Raw genomic sequence first — 20363 nt, forward strand, 5'->3', positions numbered from 1 at the left:
GGAGCCACGACATGCCGGTGAGCCCTCGTCGTCGCCAAGAGATCATCGACGCGCTGCGCCGCGGAACCGTACCGCAGCGCGGCCTCGATGTGATGGCGGTCGGGCTCGACCGCTTCGCACCGACGATCGGCGCCGAGCTCGAGGTCGTCAAGAACGGCGGCGCGCAGTTCAAAGCTGTGCGCGGCGAGTACGGCTCCGGCAAGACGTTCTTCGCTCGTTGGCTGAGCGAGGCCGCGAAGGCGGCGGACTTCGCGACCGCTGAAGTGCAGATCTCCGAGACCGCGACACCGTTGCACAAGCTTGAGACGGTGTACCGGCGCATCGTCGAGAGCATCGCGACATCGTCGGCGCAGCCGAGTGCGTTCCGGGAGATCATCGACAACTGGTTCTTCAACCTCGAGGGCGACGTCATCGACGCGGGCGTGGATGAGGGAGATCGTGAAGCAATTGCACGGGCGACCGACGCGCTCATCGAGAAGCGGCTCGCGAACGTCAGCAAGACGGCGCCCGCCTTCGCGACTGCACTGCGCGGCTACCGGTCGGCGGTCGATCGGGGCGACACCGCCGAGGCCGACGGCCTCATCGCCTGGCTCGGCGGACAGCCGCACGTCGCCGCGAGCGTCCGCCGCTATGCCGGAGTGAAGGGCGAGCTCGATCACTTCGGTGCGCTCGGTTTCCTGCAGGGGCTGCTGACGCTCCTTCGCGACGCGGGGTATGCCGGACTCGTCGTGATCCTCGACGAGGTCGAAACACTGCAGCGGGTTCGCTCCGATGTGCGCGAGAAGTCGCTCAATTCGTTGCGTCAACTCCTCGACGAGGTCGACGCCGGTCGATTCCCCGGGCTGTACCTCCTGATCACCGGCACGCCGGCGTTCTTCGACGGACAGCAGGGCGTGCAGCGACTCGCCCCGCTCGCTCAGCGACTGGAGACCAAGTTCGAGGCGAACCACCGGTTCGACAACCCGCGCGCTCCGCAACTTCGCCTCACCGGGTTCACGCAAGACTCGCTGCACGAGCTCGGCGTCCGCATCCGTGACATCTACGCCGACGGTGCCGGGAACGGATATCGGGTCGGGGACGCCATCGACGACGCGTTCATCACCAGATTCGCCGCCAAGATCGCCGGACAGCTCGGCGGCAAGGTCGGCATCGCTCCGCGCGTCTTCCTCAGGCAGCTCGTGGATGTCATGGACAAGGTCGACCTGTTCGAAGACTACGACCCCCGCCGCGAGGCGCTCGGTGAGACCGCTGCGCTCACCGCGCTCACTGAGGAGGAGCAGGCCGCCGTGAGGCGCGGCGACGTGCGCGCCGTCGCGCCTGCCGGTGTCGACGACATCGACCTCGGCATCTGATGCCCGATCTCGGCCTGCACTCGGCCATCGAGTACCACGTCGTCAACTCCCTCGGCTGGCCGTCGTTGAGGCCGCTGCAGGAAGCATCCATCACCCCGATTCGCAGCGGCACCGACTGCTTGCTCGTGGCGCCGACCGCCGGCGGAAAGACTGAAGCTGCTGTCTTCCCGCTGCTTTCGAAAATGATGGATGCCTCGTGGCAGGGCCTCACCGTCATCTACGTCACGCCGCTGAAGGCTCTGCTCAACAATCTGCTGCCGCGGTTGACGAAGTACGCCGATTGGGGTGGGCGACGGGTCGCGCTGTGGCACGGTGACGTCGGCGACGGCGAGCGTCGCCGCATCCTCGCCGAGCCGCCGGACATCCTGCTGACCACGCCGGAATCGCTCGAGGCGATGCTCGTCTCGCGGCGTGTGTCTCACCACTGGCTGTTCCGGCACGTTCAAGCGATCGTCGTCGACGAGGTGCACTCGTTCGCGGCATCCGATCGGGGCTGGCACCTGCTCGCGGTGCTCGAGCGGCTGCAGCGGATCGCAGAGCGGCCGATTCAGCGGATCGGTCTCTCGGCGACGCTTGGCAATCCCGACGAGGTGTTGCAATGGCTGCAGGGGTCCAATGCTTCGCGCGGGGCGCCGGCCGAGGTCGTGCGGGATTCGAGCCCGATCGCGCACCCGGAGGTGACGCTTGACTACGTGGGGTCGTTGGAGAACGCCGCTGAGATCCTGTCGCGGTTGTTCGTGGGGGAGAAGCGGCTCGTCTTTTGCCAAGCACGCGCGCAGGCAGAGGAGCTAGCCTTCGAGCTGCGGCGGCGCGACGTGACAACCTACGTCTCGCACTCGTCGCTGTCCGTCGACGAGCGGCGCATCAGCGAGCAGGCGTTCGCAGAGGCGCGCGACTGCGTGATCGTCGCCACCTCGACGCTTGAACTCGGGATCGACATCGGCGACCTCGACCGGATGATCCAGATCGACGCGCCGTTCTCGGTTTCGGCGTTCTTGCAGCGATTGGGGCGAACCGGGCGACGGCCAGGGACGTCACGCAACGCGCTCTTCCTGGCGACCGACGTCGACGGATTCGCACGGGCCGCAGGCCTGCTGGTGTTGTGGTCGCGTGGCTTCGTGGAACCGATCGTGGCACCGCCGCATCCGCGGCACATCGCCGCCCAGCAGTTGCTCGCACTCGCGCTGCAAGAGGGACGGATTCCTGCTGCGGGTTGGCAGGACTGGTGGGACGGCTGCGCCGTCATGGACGGGGCAGACGAGGTGCTCGAGTACCTCGTTGCCGAAGACTTCCTCGTCGCTGACGGTGACTTCCTCATGATCGGCCCGACCGCTGAGCGGGCCTTCGGCCGCCGCAACTTCATGGACCTTTTGTCCTCATTCATCGCTGATCTCGAGATCCGCGTGCTCGAGGGCACGAAGGAGATCGGCTCGGTTGCGCCGATCGCACTCCCGAACGACGTCACAGACGGGCTCCGCCCGCTGCTGCTCAATGGTCGGGCCTGGCGCGTCGATGACATCGAGTGGGAGAAGCGTCGGGTTCATGTCCGGGCACACCCCGAGAAGGGCAAGGTTCGCTGGTCGAGCGGCTCGATCGCCGAACCCTTCGAACTCGTCGGCGCGCGCCGCGACATGTTGCTGGGGGAGGACCCGCCGGTGACGCTGTCGGCGCGAGCAGTGCGGCAGCTCGAGTATCTCCGCGACATGCGCACTGATGACGTCGACGCCGACGGTCTTGTGCTCCATAGGGGCGCGAAGGGAGCCACGCTCTGGGGTTTTGGTGGCCTTCGTGCGCACGGCACGTTGCTCGCCGCGCTCGGGGAGACCGCGGCGGAGGCGATCGCCGACAACGAGATGATTCGCTTCCCAGACGGCATCACGGTCGCGGAGCTGCGGGCGGCGGGCGTTGAGGCTGCGCTGCCGGCCGTACCGCCCGAGGCGGTCGCAGGGTTGAAGTTCTCGGCGGCGCTACCAGTCGAGATGGCGACGGCGACGCTGGCGGAGAGGTTCGTGGATCGGCGTGGAGCGACGAGCATCGCGGACAGCAGGATCGTGATCCAGTGAGCTGGGCTCGCGACGCGGATGGTGAGGGGCGTCCCGGTGATGAACCTGGCCGGCGCTCCGTTCTGCGGCTGACGTGCTCCGCGCGCACCGATGTCGTCCGCGGCCACTAGCCTCGCCACAGGAGGCAGAATGCAGACCTACACCGTTTCGTTCGGCGCCGCCGCCAACATCGCTCTCGGCGACGTCGTCGCGGACGCGAAAGCCATTAGCCTCCTCGCCCCGGTCACGATCCTCGTTCGCGATAACATCGCGGCGATAAGCAGCCGTCGGGCCCTCGCGCACGGCGTCGGCGGGCGTCGTGGAGTCGCGGCGATCAACGTCCTGACGCTCCGCCGGTTCGCGGAGCAGTTGCTCGCAGCGGCGGGGGAGACGCGGCCTCCGGTCACTTCGGCGTGGCTCACGGCGGTGTGGCGACGAGAGCTGACGAGCGATCCGGGATACTTTGCGCCGGTCGCGTACCATACGGCCACGGTGCGGGCACTCGTGCGTGCGCACGGCGAACTGCGAGAGGTGGATGATTCGGGGCTCGACGCGATTGCGGAGTCGAGCGAGCTCGCCGTCGACCTGGTGCGGATGCATCGGCGGGTCACTGCGAGCGCGCTCGGCGGGCGGCGCGACGAGGTCGCAGTGCTGCGCGATGCCGCCGGTCTCGTCCGCGCGGGCACCAACGTGGTCGCCCGCTTTGGCGCTGTCGTGCTGCATCTCCCCGACGAGCTCGCTCCGTCGGAACGCGACTTCGCGCGGGCGCTCGATGAGTCAGTCGGCCTCGTCGCTGTGATCGGACGAACCGGGGAGCGCAACGTCGATGAGCCGATGCTCGAGTTTTTCTCGGGCGATGCGTTGCACGGCACACGAGAACGTGCCGAGCCCGCCGAGCAGACTGCCCCACACGCAAGCCGCATCCTGCACGCCTCCGATTCCGACGACGAGGTGCGCGCAATTGTCCGTGAGGTGCGCGCGCTCCTTACCGACGGCGTCCCAGCGCACCGTATCGCCGTTCTGCACACAGCCGCCGTCCCGTATGCGCGGCTGCTGCAAGACCACCTTTCGGCAGCTGGCCTCGTTTCGAACGGTCCGGGCGTGCGACCGCTCCGCGACCGGGCGATCGCCGATTCATTCCTGACCCTCCTGGGGCTCGACCCCGATGATCTGCAACGGGTGGCGTTCTTCGACTGGCTTGGGCGTGCGCCGATCCGGCTCGGCGACGGCGGGGCATCCGTGCCTCGAACTCGCTGGGAGCGGCTCAGCCGCGAGGCGGGGATCACCGGTGGCGACTGGAGCGAACGGCTCGCCGACCATGAGGCCCGCCATCAGGCCAGGCTCGACGCCGACCGCGACAACCCCGAAACGAGCGTCGGCTCGCTCGCCTACCGCGAGCGGTCGATCGCTGAGACGCAGGCGTTCTCCGCGTTCGTCGCGGAGCTCCGGCATCGGCTCACCGAGGGCGGCGAACAGTCGACGTGGGCGGCTCTTGGGGACTGGGCGCTCGCGCTCTTCCGCTATTATCTCGGGCGGCCCGAGGGCATGGGCGGCCTCCCGGAAGACGAGCAGCGCGCGGCGAACGCGATCGAAGTCACGCTCGGCGGAATAGCCGAACTCGACGGCATCGGGTCGCCCCCTACTCTCACCGAGCTCGTAGAGATCCTCGAGGTCGATCTCGACTCGCGGCGACCGCGCGTCGGCCGGTTCGGTGACGGCGTGTTCGTCGGCCCGATCAGGAGCACGCCGTCGCTCGACGTCGACCACATCTTCGCGCTCGGCCTCTCGGAGGACCTCTACCCTGGCAGGGGCACCATTGATCCGCTCCTGCCCGACGCCGTGCGAGAGCTGGCGACGGGCCAGCTTCCCACTTCCCGCGACCGGCGTCGCACGCGCCAGCGCGCCCTGCTTGCCGCGTTCGGCTCGGGCGCGCAAGTGACGGCGAGCTTCCCGCGTGGTGACCTCCGTCGCGGCGCCGAACGCCTTCCGAGTCGCTTGCTCATGCCGACGCTTCGCACGCTTACGGATCGGCCGGATCTCGAGGCGACGCGCTGGGCTGAGGTATCCTCGCCCGACCTGCGCTCGGTGGCGTCGCACTGGGAGGGCATTACGCACAGCCGACGCCCCGGCACGGCGCAGGAATGGCGGCTGCGCCGGCTGAGCGGAGGTGATCATCTTGACGGCGACGCGGCGCTCAACGGGTCGCTCGAGCTCATCCGCGCCCGGCGGAGCGACGCCTTCACCCGATTCGACGGCCACCTCGGCGGCGTTGCTGGACTGCCGGACTACGCCGACGGTACGTCGTTGATCTCGCCGACGGCGCTCGAACGATACGCCGGTTGCCCGCACGCGTTCTTCGTCGAGCGGTTGCTTGGCGTGAGCCCGCTCGACTCGCCCGAGGAGATCATCACCATCCGGCCGTGGGACCTGGGTTCGATCGTCCATGAGGTCCTCGACGCCAATGATCTGCCTGGTTTCGGTGAGCCATGGGGTTCGCAGCATCGCGCGCGCATGCGCGACCTCGCAGGCGAGGTCATGGCTGATTTCGAGCGGCGCGGGTTGACGGGGCATCCGCGGCTCTGGGAGCGCGAGCGCGAGCAGCTGCGCCTCGACCTCGAGCTCGTCCTCGACCTGGACGACCAGGCGCACGCGAGCCGCGACTCCCGCGTCGTGGCGAGCGAGCTGCCATTCGGCATTCGCGGCCACGCCGCGGTGCGCATCGAAGTCGAGGGTGGGGTCATCGCGATGAGGGGCAGCGCGGATCGCGTCGACACTACCCGGGATGGCACGCTCATCGTCACCGACTTCAAGACGGGTAGCGCGCGCGGGTTCACCGACATCGCGAAGGATCCAGTTGCCGCGGGAACGAAGCTCCAGCTTCCCCTGTACGCGCACGCCGCGCGGATCGCGTTCGGCAACTCGAACGTCGAGGCCGCGTACTGGTTCATCGGCCGCAAGGATCGCGGCAAGCGCGTCGAGGTTGTCCTCGACGACGACCTCGAACAGACGTATCGCCGTGCGCTCGGGACGCTGTCCGGCGGCATCCGCGACGGGAGCTTCATCGCCCGCCCGCCCGCAACTGACGATTTCGCATGGGTGCAGTGCGCGTTCTGCAACCCCGACGGTGTCGGCTACGGGCACGTGCGCGGCGCGAGCGAACGCAAGCGAACGGATGTCACACTCGCGAGCCTGTACGCACTGCTCGACCCGTCCGTCCTGTCGACCGGTGCGCTCGAAGGCGCCGATCCCGGCTCACCGACCGAGGAGGTGGACCGATGACCCTCACCGACGACACCGTCCGCGACGAGATCCGCGGCAACCTCGCCGAAAACCTCTTCGTCGACGCCGGCGCGGGCACGGGTAAGACCTCCGCGCTGGTCGACCGCGTGGTGACGTCCGTGCTGCGCGACGGCGTGCCGCTCGCCGTAACCGCGGTCGTGACCTTCACCGAGAAGGCCGGCACCGAGCTCCGCGACCGATTGCGCGCCGCGTTCGAGCGGGCTCACCGCGGGGCAGCCGATTCCGACGTCGAGCGGCGCGCGCAGCAGGCGCTCGATGATCTCGACGGTGCGGCGATCGGCACGCTGCATTCGTTCGCGCAGCGGATCCTCGCGGCGTTTCCGATTCAAGCGGGCATGCCGCCGCTCGTCGAGGTGCTCGACGAGGTCGGATCATCCGTCGCCTTCGACGATCGCTGGACAACGATGTGGCGGCGGATGCTCGATGACGAGGATCTCGCCGACCCGCTGCAGCTCTCGCTCGTCAGTCTGACCACCGACCAACTGCGGGAGCAGCTGCGTTCGCTCGCGCGCGCGTTCGGCAACGACTGGGACCTCATCGAGTCGCACGTGCTCGTCGAGGCGCCGCGCGCGATGATCACGCCAGACACCGGGCCGCTGTTGCGTCGCGCAGTGCTGGTGGGCGATGCGTCAACCGGGTGTCGGGACGATGCCGACCTCTTCCTCGGTGTGGTGCGCGAGGTGGCGGAGTGGGCCGACGAGTTCCGGCAGGCGGGCGACGAGCGCGAGCGCTTCGCACTCGTGCGCCGGCTCGCCAGCCTGAAGACGGGATACGGCCGGGCTTCGAACTGGCCCGATCTGCCGGGCCTCAAGGCCGAGTGCAAAGCGCTGATCGAGGATGCGGATGCCGTACGGAAGCAATTCGGAGACGCCGCGCTGCGGCCGATCGCCCGCTGGATCGCGGCATCCGTGCTCGACGGAGCGCGCGAGCGTGTGGCATCCGGATCGCTGGAGTTCCACGACCTGCTCGTCGCGTCACGCGACCTGCTGCGCCGCGACGCCGACGCGCGGGCACAGCTGCAGGCGGCCTACCGTCGGCTGTTGCTCGACGAGTTCCAGGACACGGACCCGATCCAGATTGAGCTCGCGGTGCGCATCGCGGGCGGTCGTGAGGCCTCGAGCGAGGAATGGCGCGACGTCGTTGTGCCGCCGGGCTCGCTCTTCGTCGTCGGTGACCCGAAGCAGTCGATCTACCGATTCCGGCGTGCGAACATCGCGACCTACCTCGAGGCGGGCGGATGGTTCGGGCGGCGGGTGTCGCTCGTGACGAACTTCCGGACGGTCCCGCCTGTGATCGACTGGGTGAACGCAGTGTTCGGGCAGGTGATCCAGGAGAAGCCGGGGATGCAGCCGGCGTATGAGGCGCTCGCGTCGCATCGGACGTCGGGTGAGGAAACCGATGGCGGCGGGTCGATCGCGGGCGGTGCACCCGCACCGGCAGATGCGCTGGCCGGCCCCGCCGTTACAGTGCTCGGCGCCGAGCCGCACCCGGCGAAGACGCTCGCTGGTCAGCAGCGGGAAGCAGAAGCGGCCGACGCGGCATCCGTGATCCGCACCGCGCTTGCCGAAGGTTGGGCCGTATTCGACGAGGACGAGCAAGCGTGGCGACCCCTCACTGCGCGCGACATCGCGATCCTGATCCCGGCACGCACGTCGCTGCCATTCCTCGAGGACGCGCTCGACGCCGCCGACATCCCCTACCGGACTGAGTCGAGTTCGCTCGTGTACCAATCCGACGAGATCAGAGCGCTGATGGCCGCCGCACGTGCGATCGGCGACCCGAGCGATTTGCTCTCCGCGGTCACGGCGCTGCGGTCGGCGCTGTTCGGATGCGGCGACAACGACCTCTTCACCTACAAGCGCGACGGCGGCAGCTTCATGGTCAGCGCGCCGGTGCGCGACGACCTCGCGGACACTCCAGTCGGACAATCGATGGGCTACCTCCATGAGCTGCACCGGCGGAGCCGCTGGATGACCCCGGCCGAACTGCTGAGCGCTCTCGCCCTCGATCGAAGGGTGCTCGAGACGGCGTCCGTCGCGGAGCCTTCGTCGCGCGCCCGCGATCAGTGGGGGCGGGTACGGTTCGTGATCGACCAAGCGCGTGCCTGGTCGGATATCGAGCACGGGGGCCTCCGCAGGTACCTCTCGTGGGCCGCGCACCAGGCGCAGGATGCCGCGCGGGTCGCCGAATCCCTGCTGCCCGAGACCGATCTCGATGTTGTGCGGATCATGACGGTGCATGCGGCGAAGGGCCTCGAGTTCGGCATGGTCGTGCTCTCGGGCATGACGAGCCAAGCTCGGCGTCAGAACGGCGTGCGGTTGCTATGGGGCCAGGGCGCGTACGCCGTGAAGCTCTCGGGGCAGATCGAGACGAACGACTTCGCCGCGGCCGCGCCCCTCGACGAGCAGATGGACGACGACGAGCGTCGGCGGCTCATGTATGTGGCCGCGACGCGGGCCCGCGATCACCTTGTGGTGTCGCTACACCGAGTCCAGCGAACGGGTGGTGCGCACACTGCAGCCGAGATCCTCGTCGAGGCGGGTGCATTGGACGATCCAGGAGTCGTGCGGTTCGAGCCATCCGGACCGGCCGTTCCGGTGTTCGCGCGGCGCCCGAATCCTGAACCTGGTCCGTCGTGGGAGGTGTGGTTTGCCGAGACCAGGGCCGCGGTCGAGCGTTCGAGGCAGCCGTCGGCACACACCGCGTCTGGACTCGAGGGAACGGAGCCGGAAGTCGTTTGGGCGATCGCCGCGGCGGTCGCCGCCAATGACCCTGGCACGGCCGAGGTCGCCGCCGGTCAGGCGAAGGGCGCCCGCGATATCGAACTCGCGCCGTGGCTGAAGGGAAGGTACGGAAACCTGATCGGGCGGGCGGTCCACGGCACGTTGCAGGCAGTCGGAGGGGACGCTTCGCGCGTCGGGGCCGTGGCGGCGACGCAGGCCCTGGCAGAGGGAATTCCGAATCTGGGAGCCGCCGTGGCTGCGTTCGTGCGATCGGCGCTGGACACCGATGTGGTGCGGCGCGCATTCCAGGCCGAGCACTGGAGCGAGGTGTATGTCGGAGCTCTGGAGACCGAGAACGCCGAAGGCTCGGGCGTCGCGCACGAGTCCGACGGACTCGTGCTCGAGGGGTTCATCGACCTGCTGTTCCGCGACACCAACGGCTCGCTCGTGATCGTCGACTACAAGACCGACACGGTGGCGGACAGCGCCGCGCTCGTCGAGCGAGCAACGTACTACGGCCCGCAGCTTCGAGCGTACGCGCGCGCTCTCGAGGCGGCGACTGGCGAACGCGCCCGTTCGGAGCTGGTGTTCCTCGACGCAGGCGGGGGACCGGGGCGAGTGGTGGAGATCAACGCAATCCCGATTGAATCGGCGTGATTCTCGCTCTGCCGCGAGGGTCTAGTTCCCGTCCGCGCAAGTGCTTGAGCGACGGCTTTGATGCTCCGGAGGTTGTTCGGGCGTGAGGAACGGATTGGTGGCAGCTGAACGTTGGTGTCGGTGGGCTGCTCGAGCTCGTGTGAGTCGTTACCGCATACCCGCGCTGTCGCCCGTGGTCGATAGTCTCTCGTCAGTAAAGCAACAAAGGGATTCGGAGATCGCGATGGTTGATTCGCTGAGGATCGACAAGGCCAAAGAAGGCCTCGGCAGGGCCGTCGACGACGTCGGTAAGTTCGCGCGGAGCGCATCCGCACAGTTCGTCGAGCAGGCTGGCGATCTCAAAGACACTGTTGTTGACACCGTCGAGGAGCTAACCGCGAAGAAGCCGGGCCCCTACGTGGAGGCCATAGCCGAGTACAACGGCGCGTTCACGGCGATGAACGACAATGGCCTCTCGCTCCTGCGCCAGCGCGAACGCTCTACTGACCTGATCGAGCTCGTCGAACTGTTGGTGAACAGCATCGCTAATACGCCGAAGTCTTTCGCGACCGACTTCGATGACATCGAAGTCCATAAGGCCCAGTTCCTGGAGGCGGAGGAGTTTGCACGGAAGGATCTCGAGGCAGCGCGCACATCCGTCGCTGGCGCTGGCGCCGGATTCGCCGCTGGCGCAGCCGTCGCGAGCATGGCCCCGACGGCGGCGATGTGGGTCGCCACCACCTACGGTGTTGCATCGACCGGCACCGCGATCTCGACCCTCTCCGGTGCCGCGGCAACCAACGCTGCTCTGGCCTGGCTCGGGGGAGGGACGCTCGCAATCGGAGGCGGGGGCACTGCAGCCGGCGGTGCGCTGCTCGCACTCGCGGGCCCCATCGGCTGGACTGTCGCAGGGGCCAGCCTCCTCGTGTCGATCGCGCTGTTTACGAAGAAGAAGTTCGAGAATCGCGAGGCGAAGCAGGAGGCGCAGATCGCCGTGAAGCGGAACACTGCTCTCGTCAACCGCATGGACGCCGAGATCAATGACCTCCTGCGGCGCACCGTCTCCCTCCGCGCGCTGCTCCTGACGAATTACGGCGAAGCACTGGAGTTCTTCGGCGCCGACTTCCTTGCGCTGTCTGAGTCGCAGCGATCCCGGCTCGCGGCGCTCGTGAACAACACAAGGGCGTGCGCGACTATGTTGAGCCAGCGCGTCGAGCAGGCCGCCGAGGATGAGTGACGAGGTAACGCTCGCGAAGAGCAACCAAGAGCAGGCGGTCGCGGCCTGGGTCAACTACCTCAACCAGCTGCGGCTGGACGGCCTGCTGAGCGCCTTCAGAAAGCAGGACGTGAACCTCCAGGACGCGCTCGCCAGCGTCGACGAGGCAATCAGGAAGATCGACTTCGAAGTCGTCGCCGCCAACCGCGGCGGAGTGAAGGGCATGCACGGCTTCATCGCCGAGGTCGCAGAAGTCGGTGTCGGCAACGCTCGAAGCCAGATCCTCGGCAAGGGCGCTGCGTACCAGTGGGTAAACGATAACGGCCCCGTCGACCTCATTCGCAGCGGCGTGGAGATTCAGCAGAAGTTCGTCGCGGCCGGCGGACGCTTCGGTCTCGGCGCGATCGCGGAGCACCTCCAGAAGTATCCTGACTTCATCAATAACGGCGGGAAATACCAGATCCCCGCCGATCACTTCGAGGTGATCCAGAAGCTACACGCCATGCCGCCCGAGGAGGCGAGCAAGTTCCTGACCCGCGGTGGCGGTGGCCCATCGCTCAAGGACTGGGAGCGGGTCAATGTCTTCTTTGCGGAGGGCTCTGTCGGCATCCAGTCACTCGAACCCTCGAGCCTGGACTACCACGAGGTGCAGAGAGGCGCGTACGGCGTGACCCTGGAGGCGGAGAAAGGCTCTCTCCGCTCCACTGATCAGTCCATACGGGACGACGCCTACCGACAGAGCCGGCCGACATTGCGGCAGGGCGCGAAGGCCACAGTCGTGACCGCCGCCATCGAGGGCGGGACCGCGTTCGTCCTGGCCGTGGTTCAAAAGCGCCGTGAAGGCACAAAGCTCAACGAGTTCACGAGTGAAGACTGGATCGACATCGCAGGCGAAACCGGCTTAGGCATCGTCAAAGGCGGTGTCCGAGGTCTCAGCATTTACTCGCTCACGAACTTCACCGCTACGTCCGCGGCCGTCGCCACCTCGATCGTCACCGCCGCCTTTGGCATAGCCGAGCTAGCGAACAAGCTCCGCCGCGGCGAGATCGACGAGCTGGAGTTCATCGAGAACGCCGAGCTCGTCTCTCTGGAAGCCGCTGTCAGCGCCTTGTCCTCCTTCGTCGGGCAGGCACTCATCCCGGTACCAGTCGTCGGCGCGGTGATCGGCAACACAGTCGGCACCATCATGCACAGGGCCGTCTCATCCTCCCTCTCAACGCGAGAGGCGGAGCTCATCGCTCGCTACTTCGAAGAGCAGCACGTACTCGACACGCGGCTCGCCACCGAGTACACGGAACTCATCGAGAAGCTCGATGCGAGCATGTCCGACTACCTCGCGCTGCTCGAACGAGCATTCTCGCCCGATGTAGAGATCGCGCTCCACGGATCAGTCAAGCTCGCACTGGAGATCGGCGTGGCTTCGGAAGAGATCCTGAGTTCCGACGAGAAGGTCCTCGCCTACTTCCTCGATTGAGCAATCCCTCACAAAGTCCGTGACGACTGGGCAGGCGAAGTTGACTCACCCGCGGACGCTGCCACCCGTGCGTGACCCGCGCTGTCGTGCAATACCGCATAGGGATTGCGTGGAACGTCTAAGACGTATCTGAATTGACCCATGGCTAAGTCGCTTCGCGCTACCATGACCGAACACCTCAACAGGGGTGAAACTTCGTGCCGTTTGTGAGGGGACGCGGGTTGATCACCCCCCACTCACTCGGATCCGTTTGCGAGAGCAAGTTGGGTTGCGTAGTTGCGTATTTTGGTGGGCACGCGGTTCGAGGTGCCCGGCTCAGGCCGGGCACCTTCGTGCCGAGTCGATTGGGACTAGATGTGGTGGCGACTTTCAGAGGAGCTCCGGGACAAAGCTCACCGTGGCGTTTTGGAGTACGAGCGATATCGCCAGGTCGTTCGGGATGAGAATCACAGGCGGCGGCGACGAACAACCGGGCGCTTGCTTGAATTGGATGTCCAGACGCCCGAATCCTGGGATTTCGATAAGGGGTACAACCCGTTTCACGTTCGTGCGCGGCACGAAGCCATTGCCCATTCCGTCGGCACCGAGCTGAAGCGCGGCACCTACTCGCCTGCTCGGCCTGCGGGTTTCTCCGTGTCGAAACCGTCCGGAGGGACCCGAACAATCAGCCACTTCCGGATCGTCGATGAGCTAATCTCTCTTCGTCTGTTCCGGTCGTTGATGGACAAGAACCGTTCCTTGCTGAGTGCTCGTGCTTATGCCTACCGCCTAGATCTGTCTCCTCATGATGCGCTGGCGCATATCAGTCGCGAGTTTTCTCGCGAGCAGCGATTGTTCGTTGCCGAGTTCGATTTCAGCAAGTTCTTCGACACGATTTCGCACAGCTATCTCCGAGAGAGATTCGACGTCCTCGGCTTACGGATCACGCCTCTCGAACGGCGGCTGGTCGACCAGTTCCTCGCTATCCCCGAGCCGTACATGTCGATCGAGGACAAAGGTGCCCATATAGGCGATCGTGAGGTCGGTATTCCGCAGGGGACGTCGCTTTCCCTCTTTCTCGCGAATGTGGCGGCCGCCGATCTTGATCGATCCCTCGAACGTTTGGGGGTCGGATTCGTGCGGTATGCAGATGACACACTCATCTGGAGTCATACATACGCTGAAATAAGTGAGGCTGTGGACGCGCTCCACGCGGCATCGGCAAGCATCGGCTCGGAAATCAATTTAGATAAGAGCCCCGGCGTGCGACTGTTGGTGCCGTCAGGTACTAAATCCGCCGAGATGAGTTCCACGAGAGCGGTTGCCTTTCTCGGCCATGAGGTCGGCCTTCGGACGACGAGCATGAAGTCAACCGCTGTCGATCGCATCAAGGCGCGGGTGAACGATCTACTTTTTGCCAATCTCTTACGGGAGCCATTACGGGGAACGCAGCACACTGGGCGCCTGACTGGAGCGAACGACCGGGACTACGTCACCTACATATGGCAACTCCGGCGTTATCTCTATGGCCCATTGAGTGAGAACCAAGTGCGAAAGTTTCAGAGCGGAGCAGTTCCGGCTATGACGTTCGAGGGTGCAATGTCGTATTTCCCTCTAGTGGATGACGAGCAACAACTCGTTGACCTCGACGCATGGATAGCAGCGCAAACGTGGCTCGCCGTACGAAAACGAGCAAACCTGCTCGAGCCAAAGCTGCGTCGGGCCGTTCAGCCGTGGGGACTGTCGAAGCCCGCGCTGATCGGGTTGATCGTCGATTCAGAGCGAACTGGTGAGCGGGTGGATCTGCGTTTACCAAGCGTTAGACGGATCTCAGCTGCCATAAGGCAAAGCGTTGAAGCTCACGGGTTACGAGTAGTCCGGAACGTTGAAGACCCCTACCTGTACGATGAACGACCCGATGCCTAATGGCAGACGGCTACATTGTCTTGGCTATAGATGCTTGCGATCGCCCATCAGCTGCTCTCAGGCCACGGGCTTCCTGTGCTCGCGTCTTGGCTTGCTGGATACGCTGAGCGAGTGACCGACACCCCACCTTGGAAAAGCGTCCGCCACGGACTACTCACCGCCAGTCCGCGACCGTCAGCGGATCTTCTTGCCGTCGATTCGCCAGGGCTCTACGCATGGTGGGACCGAGGCGGTATGCTCGCCGATCTGTACCCGGATGGTTGCCCACCGGTGCTGAATACTGCTCCGATCTACGTCGGGATCGCGAAGACGACGCTTGGTGAGCGCGTGGCGAAGATGCACCTCAAGACCACTCGCTTTTCGACGCTACGGCGCTCGCTCGTCGCACTGCTCCATGAGCGTCTGGGGTTGAACGATCACCTAGCCGTTGTGGGGCGCAATCGACTCGCTATTGATCCTGTAGGCGAGGGCATCCTCACAGCGTGGATGACGGCGAATCTCGAGGTGACGTGGGTTGCCCGCCAAGCGCCCGGCACGGTCGAGAAGCTCGTGGTCGGTGCGACACTCCCGCCGCTGAACGATCACTTCTCGCCATCACCGCAGCGCCCTTACCTGCGCGCAGCGCGAGCGGCGGTGAGGGCGAGGGACTCCAGCTGAATCGGCGTGAATTTCGTGACGGCGCGTCGATTCAATATTGCAGGCAGCGGGGCTCTGCTCGGGCGGATGATGGATCCGTCGGGAGACCGGTGCATCGAGGAGGGCTTTGACCGAGTCGCGAGTGCTCTTCGGCACTCGACCCGTTCACGTCTATCCAACGCGTATCGGATTTGAAGCAGTGCCGTGGCGTACCGCGTCGGCAACGCGCCAGGTACGGCGACGGAGTCGCAAACGTCAGGGGCTGGTGAGCTCGATCGTGCTGGCAGTGCTTGCGCCTGCAACACGTTCGCGGATCAATTCGACTGAAGTTTCAGCGTCCCGCATGGCTTGCAGGATCGCAGCATGATTGCGCCAGTGCTGCGCCCACAACTCCTCGCCCACAACTGACCCGAAATCGATTCGGGTAGGAGTTTGCCATCCTTCGTATGAGTCAAGGCGTTCCGCGCGTTCTGCCAGCCCTGTGATTCCGCGGGTTGCGGGCGACAGGCGAGCGGAGCTGAACATCCACTCGCGCCATGGCTTGTTGCCCTTGCTCTGATTGCACTTGCCGCAAGCCGGCACGAGGTTGTGTATCTCCGAGATGTAGCCGGTCGGTTGCTTCCCCATGACAAGGGGGCGAAGGTGATCCCACTCGCTCGCAGTGTCCCCGCAGTACGCGCATCTCACAGCGTCCTCCATCTCGAGGATTCGCAACGCCTCGTTGATCTGCTCGGCAGTGGGAGCCACGACTGGAATGATTCCGTTGACGAACGAGTTCGTGATGCTTGATGAGCGGCCCGTGATGCGGACCGGCTTCGGCATGGCGAATCGGAATGCTGCGGGGTCGGTCACAGAGATGAGCATACGTCCACCGGCGATTGAAGAACCTCGGGCTGCTCCCGGACTGATGCCCATTGCCCGGCATAGACTCCGCAACATGGACGAGTCGGCCGCCCTCGAGACGACCGCGGCGCGCGCCGTTGAGACGGCTGATCGCGATCGCATGCTGTGGGCTGATGCCGACCGCGAGTGGGCGAGCCGCGCGGCGGCGGCCGTTGTGGGGGAGCGGGCGAGCGCCGAGGAGTTCCTCGGGCGGCGCGCGCAGCTCGTGCTCGAGCGCATCGGCACACGCCAGCCCGCGGTGACGCGAACGGTTCGCGGCATCCGGTGGCGGCCGTGGGTGGGCGTCGTGACGGTGGTCGCCGCGTTCCTGTTCGGGCTGCTCATCGACCGCATCGGCGGCGGGTCGAGCATCAACCTGCTCGCGCCGCCGGTGTTCGCGCTCGTCGCGTGGAACCTCGTCGTCTACGTCTGGCTGCTCGTGCGGCCGCTGGTGCTCGGGCGCGGTGCGGCCGGTTCGGTGCGGACCTTGTTGATCCGGGTCGCATCGGTGCGCGCACCCCTGCACGAGACCCGAGCGGATGCCGCGACCGCCGCCAGGCGAACCATGCTTGCCACGCTGCCCCGCGACTGGGCGCGCGTCGCCGCGCCGCTCTACGGAGCGCGCGCCGCGCGCGTGCTGCACCTCGCGGCGGCGGCGACCGCGCTCGGCGTGATCGCCGGGCTCTACCTGCGCGGGCTCGCGTTCGAGTACCGCGCGTCGTGGGAGAGCACGTTCCTCGGTGCCGAGCAGGTGCACGCCCTGCTCGCCGTGACGCTCGCGCCGGGATCCTGGCTCACCGGCATCCCAGTGCCCGACGTGGCGGCGATCCAGGCGATCCGAGCGCCCGCGAGTGAGAACGCCGCGATGTGGATGCACCTCATGGCAGCCACGGTCGCCGCCGTCGTCATCGTTCCGCGGCTCGTGCTCGCGCTCGCAGCGGGGCTGGTCGAGCGGCGCCGTGCGAAGCGCGTGGTGCTGCCGCTCGACGAGCCGTACTACCGCCGGCTCGTCGCCGGGTGGGTGGGCGAGCCGGCGCGGGTGCGCGTCATCCCGTACAGCTACACCCTCGAGCCCGAGGCGCGGGCCGGGCTCGAGGCCGTGCTCGCACGGGCGTACGGCAACGCCGCCGCGACGATCGACGCGCCCGTCGCGTGGGGCGACGACATGGAGCAGAGCCAGGTGACGGATGCCGCGGGCACGGGGTTCACCTACGCCGGCGAGATTCGCCTGCCGCTGTTCAGCCTCACGGCCACGCCCGAGGAGGACGCGCATGGGGCGTTCCTCACGGCGCTCGGTGGCGGCGGCGGGGCCGGCCATACTGCGGCATCCGGGGTCAACGTCGTGCTCGTCGACGAGTCGGCGTTCCTCGCGCGATGGGGCGATGACGCGCAGCGACACGACGATCGTCGTGCGGCATGGAGCGAGCTGCTCGAGGCGCACGGGAGCGTTGCGGTGTTCGTCGACCTCGTCGGGCCCGATCTGGCCGCGGCCGAGGCGCAGCTCGCTGCCGCGGTATCCGCTCACGATGGCGGCACCGCGAACGAGGCGCGGGGGCGGGTATGAGCGGTGACGCGGCATCCGACCGGCTTGATCGTGACCGGGGTCTCGATACGGCTGCTTCGCTGCCTACTCGACCAGCGGAGTCTCGACCGGCGGGTGCGCGACCGGCGGGGGTGGCAGGGCTCGACGCCGGGGCTGTGTCGCTCTCGCTCATCTCGCACACCAACGCGGGCAAGACGACGCTCGCGCGCACGCTGCTCGGGCGCGACGTCGGCGAGGTGCGCGACGCCCCGCATGTCACCGCCGAGGCGACGCCGTTTCCGCTCGTGCAGACATCCGAGGGCGACCTGCTCACGCTGTGGGACACCCCGGGCTTCGGTGACAGCGTGCGGCTCGCGCGCCGGCTGCGGCAGGACCGCAACCCCATCGGCTGGTTCACGTCGCAGGTGTGGGACCGCTATCAAGACCGCGCGTTGTGGCTCAGCCAGCTCGCGGTGCGCAACGTCGCCGAGCAGGCCGACGTGGTGCTCTACCTCGTGAACGCCGCCGAGGCGCCCGCCGACGCCGGCTACCTCGCCCCCGAGCTCGAGGTGCTCGAGTGGATCGGCAAGCCCGTGCTCGTGCTGCTCAACCAGACCGGTCCGCCGCGCGAGCGGGCGATCGAAGAAGCGGATGCCGCGCGGTGGCGTGCCGCGCTCGGCCCTTCGACCAACGTGCGCGACGTGCTCGCCTTCGATGCGTTCGCGCGCTGCTGGGTGCAGGAGTTCACGCTGTTCGCGGCGATCGAACCGCTGGTTCCGGATGCCTCGGAGCTGGCCTTCGCCCGATTGTCGGCCGCGTGGCGCGACCTTCGCATGGGCGAGTTCGACGCGGCGATGGCCGCGCTCGCCGAGCCGATCGCGCGTGCTGCTGCTGATCGCGTGACCCTCTCATCGTCATCGCAGCAAACGCTCGCGAAGCGCGTCGGCGACTCGCTCGGCCTGCCGAATCCGGCACAGGCGCGGGCCCGAACGGATGCCGCGGAGCGGATGGCCGCCCGCCTGCAGGCCGATCAACGGCAGGGCATGGAGCGGCTCATCGCGATCCACCGGCTCGAGGGGCGAGCGACCGACGAGGTGCTCGAGCGGGTCGCGGGCGACGTGCATCTCGACGCGCCGCTCGACGGCACCCGCACCGCCGCGGTGGGCGGCGTCGTCTCGGGCGCGCTCACGGGTCTCGGCGCCGACCTGCTGGCGGGCGGGCTCACCTTCGGTGCCGGCATGGTCGCGGGTGCGATCATCGGCGCGCTGGGCGGCGCTGGCATCGCGCAGGGCGTCAACGTCGTGCGAGGCCGAACCGAGTCGAGTCTGCGCTGGGAGGATGCGTTTCTCGACGGGCTCGCGACGTCGGCGCTGCTGCGCTACCTGGCCGTGGCGCACTACGGCCGCGGGCGCGGCGCCTGGCGGCAGGGCGAGTATCCATCGCATTGGCGGCCGATGGTCGTCGACGCGATCGTCGCCGAGCAGGCGCGGCTCGCGGCGATCTGGGAGCGGCGCGGCGAGGGCGAGGAAGTGCTGCAGCGCAAGCTCGAGGAACTGCTGCGGAAAATCGCCCTGCAGCTCCTCGACGACCTCTACCCGGGCGCCCTCCACGTCTAGCGTGCCGTGGTCGCAATCGGTGACTGAGCTCCGTGCACCATCGGCCCATGTACCGCGGAACATTCCCCCCCCCTTCGTGCTGGCGCCGATGGCAGGGAAGGGAACGATCAGCCCCGAGGCGCTGAATCGCGCAGCGCCGTCTCGATCGCGTCGAGTAGGGCCGGCGCATGAGTCGAGACAGTCTCCCAGAGGCGGGTGTTGTCGAGCCCCGCGTAATTGTGCGCGGTGATGTTACGCGTGGCCCGAAGCCCGTCGCGTGCAATCTCGGGCAGGCTGGCCGCGATCGCGTCAGGGAGTTGGCGGTTCACGAGATCGGCGAGGTGGATGACCGCGAGCATGCCGATGTCGTAGGTATCGGAGTCGGCGCTGATGAACACCGCGCGCCCGTCGACGGCCGCCCGATCGAAGCGCGACCGTAGTCGCCCGACCTCGTCGGTCAGCCGAACAAGTGAGCGTGCCGAACTGTCTTGGTCGGCCCGCGGTCGTGCGGTGAACCGGCCCCTCTGCGCATCGGTCACAGGGGCACGGCTTCGCGTCGGAGCTCGAGCACGATGGGGTCGGCGTCGTCGTCGACGACCGCGTCGACCGGGAATCCGAGGAGCTCGGCAACCTCATGGCGGAACGCCGCAAGCGTGAGGAAGTCGACATCGGGGCTGGCGGTGACGAGCAGGTCGACGTCGCTCTCGGCGGTGTCCGTTCCGTCAGCAGCCGAACCGAACACGCGGATGTCGCTGATCCCGTACATCGGTGCAAGCTCGAGGATGCGCTCGGCGAAGAGCTCGAGTGGAATCGATGGCCGCATGCGGGCCGCTCTGAGAATGCGGTTGAGCAGCTCGTCGCTCGGCAAACGGCGGCCCGATTCGATCATCGCGAGGTTCGGTTGCTTCACTCCCGCGAGCGTCGCCAGCGAACGCTGCGAGAGCCCGGCGTCGTCTCGCGCGCGACGCACGAGCGCCGCGGCATCCGAATCTCGCATCGTCATCGGGAAAGTATATCGCGATGATATCGTAACGAGCCTCGCCTCGCCTCAGCTGGGCGCGAGCAACGCCTGCCCTGCGA

The 20363-nt window shown here is 67.0% G+C and carries 13 protein-coding genes; 10 read left to right on the forward strand and 3 right to left on the reverse strand.

All coding sequences use genetic code 11. The features are described from left to right. Positions 1-11: 11 nt before the first annotated feature. From brxD to AC1C2S_RS11360, 8 genes are all read left to right on the forward strand, one after another. On the forward strand, positions 12-1352 hold the full coding sequence (gene brxD, locus AC1C2S_RS11325; RefSeq protein ID WP_495352624.1) for a BREX system ATP-binding protein BrxD: 1341 nt from the start codon (positions 12-14) through the stop codon (positions 1350-1352). After that, the gene (locus AC1C2S_RS11330; protein ID WP_495352625.1) at positions 1352-3415 is read left to right on the forward strand and encodes a DEAD/DEAH box helicase; all 2064 of its coding nucleotides are present in this window, start codon (positions 1352-1354) and stop codon (positions 3413-3415) included. Before brxD ends, AC1C2S_RS11330 begins: the two co-directional genes overlap by 1 nt. Before the next feature lie 129 nt (positions 3416-3544). Continuing rightward, positions 3545-6673 carry a PD-(D/E)XK nuclease family protein gene (locus AC1C2S_RS11335; RefSeq protein WP_495352626.1) on the forward strand — a complete coding sequence of 1043 codons (3129 nt, stop codon included), beginning with the start codon at positions 3545-3547 and terminating at the stop codon, positions 6671-6673. Beyond that, the gene (locus tag AC1C2S_RS11340; RefSeq protein ID WP_495352627.1) at positions 6670-10074 is read left to right on the forward strand and encodes a UvrD-helicase domain-containing protein; all 3405 of its coding nucleotides are present in this window, start codon (positions 6670-6672) and stop codon (positions 10072-10074) included. Before AC1C2S_RS11335 ends, AC1C2S_RS11340 begins: the two co-directional genes overlap by 4 nt. 223 nt (positions 10075-10297) lie before the next feature. Beyond that, positions 10298-11290 (forward strand): hypothetical protein, encoded by a 993-nt coding sequence (locus AC1C2S_RS11345; RefSeq protein WP_495352628.1) that lies wholly within the window; start codon positions 10298-10300, stop codon positions 11288-11290. After that, positions 11283-12743, forward strand: a complete 1461-nt coding sequence (locus AC1C2S_RS11350; protein WP_495352629.1) for a hypothetical protein — start codon at positions 11283-11285, stop codon at positions 12741-12743. Before AC1C2S_RS11345 ends, AC1C2S_RS11350 begins: the two co-directional genes overlap by 8 nt. Positions 12744-13220: 477 nt before the next feature. After that, the gene (locus AC1C2S_RS11355) at positions 13221-14648 is read left to right on the forward strand and encodes a reverse transcriptase domain-containing protein (protein ID WP_495352630.1); all 1428 of its coding nucleotides are present in this window, start codon (positions 13221-13223) and stop codon (positions 14646-14648) included. A 111-nt stretch (positions 14649-14759) separates the two neighbouring features. Further along, entirely contained in the window at positions 14760-15305 is a 546-nt protein-coding gene (locus AC1C2S_RS11360) for a GIY-YIG nuclease family protein (protein ID WP_495352631.1), read from the forward strand. Between the two features lie 234 nt (positions 15306-15539). Here the strand turns inward: AC1C2S_RS11360 and AC1C2S_RS11365 are convergent, their stop codons facing one another. Beyond that, on the reverse strand, positions 15540-16136 hold the full coding sequence (locus AC1C2S_RS11365; protein ID WP_495352632.1) for an HNH endonuclease signature motif containing protein: 597 nt from the start codon (positions 16134-16136) through the stop codon (positions 15540-15542). 85 nt (positions 16137-16221) lie between these two features. On the opposite strand from AC1C2S_RS11365, the gene AC1C2S_RS11370 reads away from it, so the two are divergent. Continuing rightward, positions 16222-17730 (forward strand): DUF2868 domain-containing protein, encoded by a 1509-nt coding sequence (locus tag AC1C2S_RS11370; protein WP_495352633.1) that lies wholly within the window; start codon positions 16222-16224, stop codon positions 17728-17730. Further along, positions 17727-19304 carry a DUF3482 domain-containing protein gene (locus tag AC1C2S_RS11375; RefSeq protein WP_495352634.1) on the forward strand — a complete coding sequence of 526 codons (1578 nt, stop codon included), beginning with the start codon at positions 17727-17729 and terminating at the stop codon, positions 19302-19304. Before AC1C2S_RS11370 ends, AC1C2S_RS11375 begins: the two co-directional genes overlap by 4 nt. A gap of 107 nt (positions 19305-19411) precedes the next feature. Here the strand turns inward: AC1C2S_RS11375 and AC1C2S_RS11380 are convergent, their stop codons facing one another. Beyond that, positions 19412-19822: a HepT-like ribonuclease domain-containing protein gene (locus tag AC1C2S_RS11380; RefSeq protein ID WP_495352635.1), complete on the reverse strand. Its 411-nt coding sequence runs from the start codon at positions 19820-19822 to the stop codon at positions 19412-19414. Further along, positions 19819-20286: a helix-turn-helix domain-containing protein gene (locus AC1C2S_RS11385; RefSeq protein ID WP_495352636.1), complete on the reverse strand. Its 468-nt coding sequence runs from the start codon at positions 20284-20286 to the stop codon at positions 19819-19821. Before AC1C2S_RS11385 ends, AC1C2S_RS11380 begins: the two co-directional genes overlap by 4 nt. Between the last annotated feature and the right edge of the window lie 77 nt (positions 20287-20363).

This window comes from Agromyces sp. Y782 (genome assembly GCF_059445405.1).